Source organism: Streptomyces sp. NPDC001410, assembly GCF_042895235.1.
Classification (GTDB): domain Bacteria; phylum Actinomycetota; class Actinomycetes; order Streptomycetales; family Streptomycetaceae; genus Streptomyces.
Genome location: NZ_JBIAWE010000002.1, coordinates 673,818 through 686,496 on the forward strand (window position 1 = coordinate 673,818; position 12,679 = coordinate 686,496).

General features: G+C 69.0%; 9 protein-coding genes and 1 pseudogene. 9 read left to right on the top strand and 1 reads right to left on the bottom strand.

Annotation, left to right across the window (positions count from 1 at the left end):
* The first annotated feature begins 116 nt into the window (after nt 1-116).
* The 9 genes from ACFY3C_RS06525 to ACFY3C_RS06565 all read left to right on the top strand — a co-directional run bounded on the left by ACFY3C_RS06525 (nt 117) and on the right by ACFY3C_RS06565 (nt 12,603).
* Nucleotides 117-2,201, top strand: coding sequence for an MMPL family transporter (locus ACFY3C_RS06525; RefSeq protein ID WP_390769916.1), 2,085 nt, complete (start codon nt 117-119; stop codon nt 2,199-2,201).
* 47 nt (nt 2,202-2,248) lie between these two features.
* Nucleotides 2,249-3,556 (top strand): sensor histidine kinase, encoded by a 1,308-nt coding sequence (locus tag ACFY3C_RS06530; RefSeq protein WP_390769917.1) that lies wholly within the window; start codon nt 2,249-2,251, stop codon nt 3,554-3,556.
* The gene (locus ACFY3C_RS06535) at nt 3,553-4,218 is read left to right on the top strand and encodes a response regulator (protein WP_386571937.1); all 666 of its coding nucleotides are present in this window, start codon (nt 3,553-3,555) and stop codon (nt 4,216-4,218) included. The genes ACFY3C_RS06530 and ACFY3C_RS06535 overlap by 4 nt, the downstream gene beginning before the upstream one ends.
* Nucleotides 4,219-4,221: 3 nt before the next feature.
* Nucleotides 4,222-5,397 carry an exo-alpha-sialidase gene (locus ACFY3C_RS06540; protein ID WP_390769918.1) on the top strand — a complete coding sequence of 392 codons (1,176 nt, stop codon included), beginning with the start codon at nt 4,222-4,224 and terminating at the stop codon, nt 5,395-5,397.
* A 571-nt stretch (nt 5,398-5,968) separates the two neighbouring features.
* A complete protein-coding gene (locus ACFY3C_RS06545) occupies nt 5,969-6,346 on the top strand; it encodes a hypothetical protein (RefSeq protein WP_390769919.1) in 378 nt (125 codons plus the stop codon).
* A complete protein-coding gene (locus ACFY3C_RS06550; RefSeq protein WP_390769920.1) occupies nt 6,343-6,930 on the top strand; it encodes a hypothetical protein in 588 nt (195 codons plus the stop codon). The genes ACFY3C_RS06545 and ACFY3C_RS06550 overlap by 4 nt, the downstream gene beginning before the upstream one ends.
* Entirely contained in the window at nt 6,930-11,597 is a 4,668-nt protein-coding gene (locus ACFY3C_RS06555; protein ID WP_390769921.1) for a putative T7SS-secreted protein, read from the top strand. The genes ACFY3C_RS06550 and ACFY3C_RS06555 overlap by 1 nt, the downstream gene beginning before the upstream one ends.
* A gap of 8 nt (nt 11,598-11,605) precedes the next feature.
* Complete coding sequence (locus ACFY3C_RS06560; RefSeq protein WP_390769922.1) at nt 11,606-12,097, top strand: hypothetical protein; 492 nt, start codon at nt 11,606-11,608, stop codon at nt 12,095-12,097.
* Nucleotides 12,098-12,378: 281 nt separating this feature from the next.
* Complete coding sequence (locus ACFY3C_RS06565) at nt 12,379-12,603, top strand: hypothetical protein (protein ID WP_390769923.1); 225 nt, start codon at nt 12,379-12,381, stop codon at nt 12,601-12,603.
* Here ACFY3C_RS06565 and ACFY3C_RS06570 read toward each other — a convergent pair.
* Nucleotides 12,592-12,679: pseudogene (locus tag ACFY3C_RS06570) on the bottom strand (IS5/IS1182 family transposase); the annotation flags it as partial. The gene ACFY3C_RS06565 and the pseudogene ACFY3C_RS06570 overlap by 12 nt on opposite strands.

The following is a 12,679-nucleotide window of genomic DNA, read 5'->3' on the forward strand; positions in this document are numbered from 1 at the left end:
CGGCCGCCCTGCGCAGTACCGCCGAACTCGCTCCCGAGCCCGACGAACGCGCCCCTTTCCGGCGGAAGTCTGGAAGCCGTATCCAGACATCCGCTCCGGAGGGAGGGCCCGTTTCCATGGGGGCCGCGACAACACGTGTGAGAGGCGGGCGACGAGGCCTGCCCTGGCTGGTGCTGGGCCTGTGGGTGGTCCTGTTGGCCCTGGCCGGGCCGTTCGCCGCCAAGCTCGGCGACGTCCAGCACAACCGCACGACCGACTACCTGCCCGCCTCCGCCGACTCCACCCAGGTGGCCCGGCTCCAGGACCGCCTCCCGGGCGGTCAGACGACCGAACTGGTCCTCGTCTACCACCGCGCGAGCGGCCTGACCGCCGCCGACCGGGCCACCGCCGCCGCGCAGGTCGACGCTCTCGCCCACCGGCACGCCCTCACCGGCCGGACCCCGCAGGGCATCCCGTCCGCCGACGGCACCACCCTCATGTACCCGGTCACCAGCAACGAGCCCGGCACCGACGAGAAGAAGCGCGACGCCTTCGTCGACGACGCCCGCAGCATCGTCCACGACACCGGCGGACTCTCGGTCGACGTCGGCGGCCCGGCCGCCCTGGCCACCGACGCCTCGGGTGTCTACAAGTCCCTCGGCGGCCCGCTGCTCTACACCACCGTCGCCGTCGTGGCGATCCTGCTGATCCTCATCTACCGCAGCCCGCTGCTGTGGCTGGTCCCGCTCGTCGTCGCCGGCGTCGCCGACTTCCTCGCCCAGGCCGCCGCCTACGCCCTCAACCAGGCCTTCGGCACCGCCGTGACCGGCGCGAGCACCGGCATCATGACGATCCTCGTCTTCGGCGCCGGCACCGACTACGCCCTGCTCCTCGTCTCCCGCTACCGCGAGGAGCTACGACGCCACGAGCGGCCGTACGACGCGATGCGGGCGGCGCTGCGCGGCTGCGGACCCGCCGTCCTCGCCTCCTCCGGCACGGTGGCCGTCGGCCTGCTGTGTCTGCTCGCCGCGGACCTCAACTCCAGCCGGGGCATGGGCCCGCTCGGCACGGTCGGCGTGCTGTGCGCGCTGGCCGCCATGCTGACCCTGCTGCCCGCCGTCCTGGTCCTGCTGGGCCGCCGTCTGTTCTGGCCGCTCATCCCCGCCTACGGCTCCACGCCCAAGGCCGCCCGCCGGTCGCTGTTCGCCGCGATGGGCTCCTCGGCCGGGCGCCGCCCGCTGACCGTCCTCGCGTCCGGCGCCGCCCTGCTCGGCGCGCTGGCGCTGGGCGCGCTGAACCTGCCCGGGCCGCTCAAGCAAGTGGACACCTTCGTCGACCGGCCCGACTCCGTCACCGCCATGCAGACCGTGGTGAAGGCCTACCCGGAGCGCTCCGCGCAGCCCATCGAGATCCTCACCCCGGCCGGCCGCGCCGACGCCGCCCTGGCGACGATCCGGGGCACGAAGGGAGTGGCGGACGCGCGAGAGGGCCGTACCGGCGCCGGCTGGACCGAGATCACGGTGACCGCGTCCGCCCCGCCCCAGTCCGCCGCCGAGACCGCCACGATCAAGGCACTGAGGCAGCGGCTGGACGGTTCCCACGTCGGCGGGCCCAGCGTCCAGCAGCTCGACCTCGCGGACACCAGCGCCCGCGACCGGCTGGTCGTCGTACCGATCGTCCTGCTCTCCGTGCTGCTGATCCTGATCGCACTGCTGCGGTCCCTGGTCGCCCCGCTGCTGCTGGTGGTCGCCGTGGTCGCCGTGTGGGGGGCGGCACTTGGCCTCGGCGGGCTGGTCTTCGAGCCGCTGTTCGGCTTCCACGGCACCGATCCCGGCCTCGGCCTGCTGTCCTTCGTGTTCCTCGTCGCCCTCGGCGTCGACTACGGCATCTTCCTGATGCACCGGATGCGGGAGGAGTCGCTGCGCGGCGCCGAGCCCGCCGCGGCCGCGCTGACGGCACTGCGGACCACCGGCGGGGTCATCGCCTCCGCCGGACTCGTCCTCGCCGCCACCTTCGCGGTGCTGACCAACATGGGGCTCGTCCAACTCGTCGAGCTGGGCTTCGTCATCGCGGTCGGGGTCCTGCTGGACACCTTCCTCGTGCGCACCTACCTGGTGACCAGCGCGAGCGTGGCGCTGGGCAGGGCGGTGTGGTGGCCGGGGCGGCTGTCCAGGGCACCGGAGGCGGCGCGCGCCGCGCGCGCACCGGAACCCGTGGGCTGAACCGTCGGGCGCCCCTGCCCTGGGCGGGGGCGCCCGCCTACCGGAAGATGAACCCCGTGCAGGAAACCACGACAGTGCCCGGCCGCCGCACGACAGGCCGCCGCCGGCCCCCGAGGATCCCGGCGGCGGTGCGCGGCGTCCCGGCGGCGGGTCGCCCCCGCCAGGGCGAGCGGATCGTCGCGGCGATCAACCGCAATCCCCTCACCGCCCCGCACGCCACCCGCAACGACGCCCTGCTCGCCCTCGCCCTCACCGTGCCGGCCGTGTGCATCGCCCTGTTCACCGACCCGGGCCGCCGCCCCGACGCGCTCGGCTGGGCGCTCCTGCTCGCCGCACACGTGCCGCTCGTGTGGCGGCGCCGCCGCCCCCTGCTGGTGCTCGCCGCCGCCGTGACCCTCATCGCGACGTACAACGCCCTCGACAACAACCACGCCGCGACGGTCCCGGCCGGGCTCACCGCGCTCTACACGGTCGCCGTCACCAGTCGCCCCCTGCGGACCGTCCTGACCGGCGTCACCGTCCTCGTCGTCATCGTGGGCGTGATGACGACGGTGAACACCCATCACGCCTTCCAGATGCTGCGCACCTCCGGCTGGGTGATCGCCGTGCTCTTCCTCGGCGTCGCCGTCCGCTCCCACCGCCGGCACATCGCCGCGATCGTCGAACGAGCCGAACGCGCCGAACGCACCCGCGAGGAGGAGGCGCGCCGCAGAGTCGCCGAGGAGCGGCTGCGCATCGCGCGCGACCTGCACGACCTGCTGGCCCACAGCATCACCCTGATCGGCGTGCAGACCTCGGTCGCCGCGCATGTTCTGGCCGCCGATCCCGAGCGGCTCGACCGGGAGACGGTCGCCAAGGCGCTGGACGACATCGCGGAGACCTGCCGCACCGCACGCGGCGAGCTGCGCGCCACCCTGGAGGTACTGCGGGAGCACGGCTCCTTGGACGCCCGCGGCCCCCTGCCCGGTCTCGACGGCCTGCCCGACCTGGTGGAGGCCGCGCGCCTCGCGGGCGCCCGCGTCGAGCAGACCGTACGGGTACGCAAGGCACCGGCCGCCGTGGGCGCCGCCGCGTACCGCATCGTCCAGGAGGCGCTGACCAACGTGGTACGGCACGCCGGCCCCGAACCAGCCGTCAGCATCGACCTGTACGCGCGGGACGGCGCTCTGCACCTGACGGTGACCGACGACGGAACCGGCCCCACCCCCGGCGGCACGCCCGGCTACGGACTGGTCGGCATGCGCGAGCGAGCCCGCAGCGTGGGCGGCACCCTCGACGCCGGACCACGCACGCAGGGCGGCTTCGAGGTGAGAGCCGTACTGCCCACGACGACCATCGCGGAAGGGACCGGATGAGCGCCGTTCGCGTACTGCTGGCCGACGACCAGGCCCTCGTCCGGGCCGCGTTCGCCATGCTCGTGGAGTCCGCGCCGGACATGGAGGTCGTCGGACAGGCCGCCACCGGCCGCGAGGCCGTCGACCTCGTCCGCACCGAACGCGCCGACGTCGTGCTGATGGACGTCCGCATGCCCGACCTCGACGGCATCGAGGCGACCCGGCTGATCGCCGCCGACGAGGACCTCGCCGGGGTGAAGGTGCTGGTCCTCACCACCTACGACACCGACGAGAACATCGTGGACGCGCTGCGCGCCGGCGCCTCCGGGTTCCTGGTGAAGGACACCCGTCCGGCCGACCTGCTGGATGCGATCCGCACGGTCGCCGCGGGCGAGGCCCTGCTCTCTCCGGGGCCGACGGCACGCCTGATCGAGCGGTTCCTGCGCAGCCCCACGGCGCCCGTCACGGGAGGCCCGGAGTGCCTGTCGGACCGGGAGCGGGAGGTGCTGACGCTGGTCACCCGGGGCCTCAACAACACCGAGATAGCTGAGGTGTTGGGGCTGAGCCCGCTCACCGCGAAGACCCACGTGAGCCGGATCATGGGCAAGCTCGGCGCCCGCGACCGGGCCCAGCTGGTGATCGTGGGCTACGAGTCCGGGCTGGTGATTCCGGGGAGCATGTGAGGCGTGATTCCGCTGAGCCGCGCTCTCCTTGCCGCAACCGCGTTCCTCACCCCGCTCACCGCCGTCCACCCGGCGCACTCCACACAGGGCTGCGTCTCCTCGGTGCCGTACATGTCCGGGCAGGGCGGCTACGACACGTACCGCATCCCCGCGACCGTCGTCACCCGACGCGGCACGGTCCTGGCCTTCGCCGAGGGCCGGCACACGGGCGCCGCCGACAGCGGCGACATCGACGTCGTCCTGCGCCGCTCCACCGACGGCGGCTGCACCTGGGGCCCGCTGACGGTGGTGGCCGCCGGTCAGGGGAACACCCGGGGCAACCCGGCACCCGTGGTCGAGCCGCGCTCCGGCGCCGTCGTGTTGGTGACCTCGTACAACGGTGGGTCGGTGACAGAGGCGCAGATCATGCGCGGCGAGGTCGCACCCAGCCAGGGCCGCCGGGTGTACGTGCAGCGCAGCGAGGACGACGGCCGCAGCTTCACACCCCCGCGGGACATCACGGCCGAGGTGAAGCCGCCGAACTGGCGCTGGTACGCGACCGGCCCCGGCCACGCGCTCGCCCTGACCCGCGGCCCCCACACCGGCCGCCTCCTCGTCCCCGCCGACCACTCCACCGCCCCGCCCCCCGGCTCCTCCGACACCGGCCGCGAGCCCCGCTACTACGGCGCCCACGCCCTCTACAGCGACGACGGCGGCCGCACCTGGCACCTGGGCTTCGTGGACGACACCTACGACGGCGCGACCAACGCCAACGAGACCAGCATCGCCCAACTCCCCGACGGCCGCCTTTACATCAGCTCCCGCGACCAGAACGGCAGCGCCGGCCCCGGCCACCGCCTCGACACCTACAGCGGCGACGGCGGCGGGAGTCTCGTCCGTCCCTTCGCCGTCCAGCGCACCCTGAACGACGTCCCGGAGGTCGAGGGCAGCGTGCTCCAACTCCACAAAGGCCCCTTGCTGTTCTCCGCCCCGTCGGTGTCGACCGCCCGCCGGGCGATGGCCCTGTGGTCCAGCACGAACGCCGGCCGCACCTTCACCCGCCTACGGACCCTGTCCGACCGTCCGGCCGCCTACTCCGACTTGGTCCAGCTCGGCCGGGACAGGGTCGGGCTCCTGTACGAGACGGGGGCGAAGACGCCGTACGAGAGGATCGAGTTCCAGCGCCTGTGGTTGCCCTAGCCGGCCGGCGGGAGTGCTGAGAATGGCCCTGGATACAGCCGGATACAACGGCAATTGACTGTCCTTTGACTCACTGTTGGTCCGACGAACATTGTTCACATCAGCCCACGCATGTGACGATTGAAGATCGTTCGCGGAATGAAAATCAGCCGAACGTATCAAGACATTTTCGGTGGGGGGAAGGCGCGCTGTGGCCAGCGCTGAGTCGATGGGATCCACGGGGGCGACGGGCGAGGCCGAGGGGCATCCACCCAGGTCGGCACTGTCAGATATCGCGGAGCAGACGGTTCTACACGCAGGTAGTGCACCGCTGCCTCCTGCTGATGTGCTCTCTGCAGCTCAACCGCACCCGGAATCAAGCACATTAGCCACCGCGAAGCAGTCCGCACCGGATACTGCAACAACGGCCGCCGAGGAATCCGTAGCCACACAGCCGACCGACCGGCAAGACGCGTCGCTCTCCGCGGAACAGGCCATCCGACTCAGGGTTCACCGGCGTCGGTTCCGCGCCGGCCTCGGGGAGTTCCGACGTCGCCGTGTCCTCGTCCCGTACGGGGAAAACGGTGCTGCGATGACGGTGGAGACTCATGGGGCGCGGTGGTTGCTCGCGTTCACCGACGAGGCCGCGCTCGGCCGCTATGCGATGGCGCGCGGAGAGGGCGACCGGATCTGGCGGTACCGCGCGGTGTGGGGTGCTGCGGTCCTGGACGCAGGCGTACCGGCGGTTGCTGAGGCCGGGCTTCCGTGCGGGGTGTTGGTGGACGCCGGCGACGGTGAGCGGGGAATGGTGCTGCCACCGGTCGTCGGAATCGTGCCGGAGTCGGTTGCCGTGGACCGGCCGGGCGGCGACGAAGGCCCGGGAAGCGGAACCGGAACAGGTGTGCGTGGCGTGCAGGACATGGACTCGGGTGCTGGGACCCGACGACCGACGGGGGAGGGACGGCAATGACGACGCCGAGCGGGGGCGGGCAGCCGGATCTGCAGGTTCATGGCCTGAAGTTGATCGCCGAGGGCATCAACAAGGCGTTGAGCGAGATGGATTCGCTGGGTGGGATGAAGGGCTGGGCGGGCGCGGGGCGTGGTTTCACCGGCCTGGAGATGGACGGCATGGACGTCGGTGACGACCATCTCGGCGCGATGCTGCACACCTTCTGCGAGCGCTGGCAGTGGGGAGTGCGCGATCTGATGCAGGAGGGCAACGCGCTCGCGGAGGGGATGGGGCTGGCAGCCGGAACCTTCCACCAGACGGACGAGTACGTGAAGGGCTCGCTGAAGGTCGCCTACAACTCCGTGGTCGGGGATCCGTTCGCCTCTAACGACAAGGTGGAGAAGGAGAGCCTGGATCAGATCAACCATGCCGCGGCGACGACGGGTTACGGCGAGAAGGACCGCGACAACCTGGTGAACTCGGTGAAGCAGACGGGGAAGGGCATGCTCACGGACGTGGAGACGAGCGAGGGCGCGCCGGGTAGCCCGATCCCGATCACGCCGTCCATCGTGCGGGACGTGACCGGGGCGGGTGACGGCAACTGATGTCTCTCACGGGGAAGTTCAACAGTGCCCTGGGGTCGCTCAAGTCCGGCTACGACCACGTCAAGCGGGCGACGGGCCATGTCATCGACGAGGGTGCCCACGGGGTGGGCGACGCGCTCGACTACGTGGGTGCGCACGGTGCGGCCGACAAGGTCGACGACTGGGGCGACTCCACCGCGTCCAAGCTGGGCGCGCACGTGGACGAGCAGCAGCTGGACGAGACCGAGGATCCGAAGGAACTGATCCACGGCAATCCGGCGAAGCTGCGCGAGACGGCAGGGCATCTGCGGAACTTCGCGACGTCCTTCGGTGCGGTCGCGACCGGCATGCAGCAGCTGGACTCGTCGGAGTTCAAGGGCGAGGCCGCCGACGCCTTCCGCAAGAAGTTCGCCACGCACCAGGTCAAGTGGCGGCAGGCCGCCGAGGCTTGCGGTGAGGCCTCCTCGGCCCTGGAGAACTTCGCGCACACGGTGGAATGGGCACAGGCCCAGGCCCGGGAAGCGGTGGCGAAGTACCGCGAGGGCAAGGCCGCCTCAAAAGCCCATCAGCAGAAGGTGCAGACGTACAACGACGCGGTCGATGCGGGCGACAAGGACCCCGGTCCCAGGCCCTCGGAGCAGGATCCCGGCGACGAGGCCAAGCACGCGGCCGAGCAGATCCTGGCCGCCGCACGGCGCCAGCGCACCCACCTCGCCTCGGAGGCGGCCGATCGCGTCAAAGCCGCCCTGCAGCACGCTCCCCACGAGCCGTCGGCCGTGAACCAGCTCAAGCTCGACGGCGCGGATGTCCTGGATGCCGCCAAGACGGAGGACATGCGCTTCTTCGGCGGTTTCATGCGCGGACTCGGCGACCTGAACAACCTGGCCCGCAACGCGAACCCGCTCGATCCGTACGCGATCACGCATCCCTACGAGGCGCTCCAGGCCAAGGTGGAACTGCTGGGCGGTGCCGTCCATATGGTCACCCACCCCACCCAGACCGCCGACGGCCTCTGGAAGTCCTTCCTCGAGGACCCGGGCGGTGTCGGTGGCGAATTCGCTGCCCAGTTCATGGTCCCGGAGGCGGGGGCCGAGGGGGTGGCTGCGGACGGGGTCCGGGTCGCGGAAGACGGGGTGAGGGGGGCAGAGGGGGCCGAGGAAGCGGCGGCAGGGGAACGCGGGGCAGCGGAGGGCGAGACGGTGAATTCCGAAGGGAACGCCGCCCGGGAGGGGGTGAACAAGGACCGGCCAGCGACCTCCCACGACGAGAACAGCACGGAGAGCGCGGGCACCGACCCGATCAACCTCGCCACCGGCAAGATGTACCTGCCGCAGACGGACGTCACGATCCCTGGGGTACTGCCCCTGGTCCTGAAGCGGCGAGTGGAGTCCGGCTACCACCTGGGCCGCTGGTTCGGCCCGTCCTGGTCCTCCACCCTGGACCAGCGCCTGGAGGTCGACGCCGAGGGAGTCGTCTTCGTCACGGAGGACGGCCTGCTCCTGGCATACCCGCACCCGGCGCCCGGCCTGCCCACCCTCTCCAGCCACGGCCCCCGCTGGCCCCTCAACCGGGTGGACGGCGGCTACACGATCACGGACCCCGGGACACACCGCACCTGGCACTTCGCCGACCGAGGCGAAGGCCTGGCGGTGCTGGAGCAGATAGACGACCGCAACGGCAACTGGATCACCTTTGAGTACGACGCGGAGGGCATCCCGCTCGCAATCGTCTCCAGCAGCGGTCAGGCCGTCCGCGTCACCACGGAGGCCGGCCGCGTCCTCGCCTTCCACCTGGCCGCGACCGGCGAGGAGCTGAAGCGCTACGGCTACACCGACGGCAACCTTACGGAGGTCTACAACTTCTCTGGCCTGCCTCTCCGTTTCACCTACGACGAGGCTGACCGGGTCACTTCCTGGACGGACACGAACGACCGCGGCTACACGTACGAGTACGACGACCGGGACCGCTGCATAGCGGAGGGTGGCTCGGCGGGCCATATGACCCTGCGTCTGTCCTACGAGGACCCGGATCCGGAAACCGGCCTACGGACCACCACAGTGACGACCGGTGAGGGCCACACCCGCCGCTACCTGGTCAACGACACCTGGCAGGTGGTCGCGGGGATCGACGCCCTCGGTGCGATCACGCGCTACCACCGTGACCGCTACAACCGCCTGCTCTCCCAGACGGACCCGCTGGGCCACACGACGACGTTCCGTTACGACGACGAAGGCAACCTGACTTCGGTGGTCCGCCCGGACGGCCGCGAGGCGAGAGCGGAGTACAACGAACTCGGCCTGCCGGTGAAGGTGGTCAACCCGGACGGCACGGTCGTGCGCCAGACGTACGACGATCGCGGCAACCGCACGTCGGTGACGGGCCCGGCGGGCCAGACCACCCGCTTCGCCTACACGGAGGCTGGCCACCTCACGTCCGTGACGGACCCACTCGGCAACACGACGAGCGTCGTCTGCGACCGGGCCGGCCTCCCGCTGGAGATCACGGACCCGCTGGGCGCGACGACCCGGTACGAGCGGAACGCCCTCGGCCGTCCGACGGCGATCACGGACCCCACAGGTGCCACAACGCGCCTGGAGTGGACGGTCGAGGGACAACTGGCTCGCCGTACGGCCGCAGACGGCACATCCGAGTCCTGGACGTACGACGGCGAGGGCAACTGCACGACCCATACCGACCCGCTCGGCAGCCTCTCCCGCTTCGAGTACACCCACTTCGACCTGCTAACGGCGCGCACGGGTCCGGACGGGGTCAGGTACGAGTTCGACCACGACATGGAACTGCGCCTGACGAAGGTCACCAACCCACAGGGCCTGACGTGGACGTACGAGTACGACGCGGCGGGCCATTTGGTGACGGAGACGGACTTCGACGACCGCAGCCTGACCTACGCGTACGACCCTGCAGGTCGCCTCACCTCGCGCAGAAACGTTCTCGGCGAGGTGGTCTCCTTCGAGCGCAACGACTTGGGCCAGGTGACCCACAAGGACGCGGCCGGCCAGATCACGACCTACGCCTACGACTTCGCGGACCAGCTGGCGCAGGCAACAGGCCCCGACGGCACCACCCTCACCCTCCTCCGCGACCGCTACGGCCGCCTGCAGTCAGAGACGGTCAACGGCCGTACACTGAGCTACACGTACGACGCACTTGGCCGCCGCACAGGCCGCACGACCCCCACCGGCGCCGCGACTACATGGTCGTACGATGCCGTTGGCCGTCGAACCGGCATGGTGGCCTCGGGCCGCGCCATCGACTTCACGTACGACGAGGCGGGCCGCGAACTGTCCCGCCACATCGGCGGAACGATCGCTTTGGAGCACACCTTCGACGCGATGGGCCACCTGACGATCCAGTCAGTGACCGGCGCCGCAGGCCGCACAGTGCAACACCGGGCCTACACCTACCGTGCCGACGGCAACCTGATCGGCATCGACGATCAGCTGTCCGGCTCCCGCCGCTTCGACCTGGACACAGTGGGACGGGTGACAGCCGTCCACGCGGTGGGCTGGACGGAGCAGTACGCGTATGACGAGGCGGGCAATCAGACACAGGCATCTTGGCCATCTGTCCACCCGGGCCAGGAGTCGGTGGGCATCCGCGAGTACACCGGTACCCGCATCACGCGTGCCGGCCAAGTCCGCTATGAACACGACGCCCTGGGCCGCATCACTCTTCGCCGGAAGACCCGTCTGTCCCGCAAGCCGGACACCTGGCACTACGAATGGGACGCCGAGGACCGCCTCGCCTCGGTGACGACCCCCGACGGCACCCGCTGGCGTTACACCTACGACCCCCTGGGCCGCCGCACCGCAAAACTCCGCCTCGCTAAGGACGGCGAAACGGTTGTCGAACGTGTCGACTTCACCTGGGATGGCACCACCCTCTGCGAACAGACCACGACGTCCCGCGACCTCCCCGACCCGGTCACCCTCACGTGGGACCACCAGGGCCTGCGCCCCCTCGCCCAAACAGAGCGCATCACCGTGGCAGGCACACTCCAGGACGAGATCGACTCCCGCTTCTTCGCCATCGTCACCGACCTCGTCGGCACCCCCAGCGAACTCATCGACGAACACGGCAACATCGCCTGGCACACCCGCAGCACCCTGTGGGGCACGACAGCATGGGCGGCCAACAGCACCGCCTACACACCCCTACGCTTCCCGGGCCAGTACTACGACCCGGAAACCGGCCTCCATTACAACTACTTCCGCCACTACGACCCCGAAACCGCCCGGTATCTGTCCGCCGATCCGCTCGGCCTCGAACCCGCACCTAACCCAGCCACCTATGTCCACAATCCGCATACATGGGTCGACCCTAACGGCCTCAGTCCGTATAACATCCATGCGTCGGTGGCTTACCAAGACTGGGGAACCAAGGGCGCGCACATCCATATCAATGACATGGAAGTTCGGATATTCCCAGACAAAGACGGTGGGATCGGTGCTGAGCCTATCAGGCTCAAACATGGTACGGCCAGCGAACGCCAGGTACAGAAAGTGCTCGACGAAGTCCATTCAAGCAGGGAGCTAAGGAACGACATTATCGATAAAGCCACAGCCGTACGAGCCGCCATGAATAGGGGCGAGTACGGTATGGCCAAGAATCGGGCAGCGGAAATGCACTTTTTGATCAAGGCCCTTGAAAAGATGAACAGAGCATAGGCGAAGTAATGTCGGAACTTGAATTTTACGTCAAAGCGGCACTCCAGGGCGAAATTTTGGGGGCGCGGCTCGGAACCAGCCCAGAGATCTGGGAAGAAAATCTTGGCAGCGACTTCCTGGATGATGCGAGGAAGTCGCTGATGCGTCGGGATTATGGTCTCATCGAAGTAACGTTTGCCAAGTCCCGGGGCTCCTGGGAGTCAGTGGCGGCTTCTCTGCAAATCCACCGACTGGCCCATCGGTTGGACGGAATGATCCCACCCCCGGTCACAGTCGCTCACGGCACATTCTCTGCGCATGTCCGGATTGGCGAATTTCGAAGAGAGCTCGAAATGCAGGGTGGGACCTTGCGTGAGGTCACAGATTCCTCTCGCCCGAACTTCGTTCATTATCAAGAGCCAAGCATCGGATCCTCCGTGTATGTCGTCAATCTCGCACATACTCCACTGGAAGAGGGTGACATTTGGTCAATCACCCTCTCCCGCGGACGTGAGCAATAGGGCCTCGATCCATATCGGGGCGCCGCCGCACATGGCCCTGGAGAAGGCGGATTCTTAAGAAGGAACTCCCCCAGAGGTTTAGCGGCCAGCAGTTGCATCGCGAGCGTCTGAAGTTTTTTTGGCCTTCCCGATCGCAGACTGCGTGTTCTCGGTGAGGAAAAAGGTGATTATGGGTTCCGGTGGGGTGCTTACGATGAACCCTTCGAGGGTGACCTCTTGAGGTGGATGATCTCCGCCACTCACGCCCTTTACAAACATGTCATCGTTAGGGATTTCCGTCCATGTCGTCCGGTTCGCCGCCCGCCACATACGGGAACGCCGCTTCGCCCGCATGGGTCCCGCCTACCGAGATCGAGCAGGCGCTGTTTGATGCCAAGTCGCGTGAGGACTGGGCCGCCTACTTCGATACCCTCGCGCTGGAACCACTGTATTTCGAGATACAGCGCGACAAGGCAGATGCCTACCCGGACAAGTCGTACTCGGTCTTACAACGGCTAACACAATGAGCCGAGTTGTCGGTGGGTGATGAGGCAGCAGGCGAGTTTGAGGAACGCCTCATGGATGTCGGCTCGGCGTTCCCAG

Bases quoted from the DNA above. Each gene is read 5' to 3' on its own strand.
- ACFY3C_RS06530 (WP_390769917.1), top strand. From the start codon at position 2,249: ATGAACCCCGTGCAGGAAACCACGACAGTGCCCGGCCGCCGCACGACA.
- ACFY3C_RS06535 (WP_386571937.1), top strand. From the start codon at position 3,553: ATGAGCGCCGTTCGCGTACTGCTGGCCGACGACCAGGCCCTCGTCCGG.
- ACFY3C_RS06555 (WP_390769921.1), top strand. From the start codon at position 6,930: ATGTCTCTCACGGGGAAGTTCAACAGTGCCCTGGGGTCGCTCAAGTCC.
- ACFY3C_RS06525 (WP_390769916.1), top strand. From the start codon at position 117: ATGGGGGCCGCGACAACACGTGTGAGAGGCGGGCGACGAGGCCTGCCC.
- ACFY3C_RS06560 (WP_390769922.1), top strand. From the start codon at position 11,606: ATGTCGGAACTTGAATTTTACGTCAAAGCGGCACTCCAGGGCGAAATT.
- ACFY3C_RS06565 (WP_390769923.1), top strand. From the start codon at position 12,379: ATGTCGTCCGGTTCGCCGCCCGCCACATACGGGAACGCCGCTTCGCCC.
- ACFY3C_RS06545 (WP_390769919.1), top strand. From the start codon at position 5,969: ATGACGGTGGAGACTCATGGGGCGCGGTGGTTGCTCGCGTTCACCGAC.
- ACFY3C_RS06550 (WP_390769920.1), top strand. From the start codon at position 6,343: ATGACGACGCCGAGCGGGGGCGGGCAGCCGGATCTGCAGGTTCATGGC.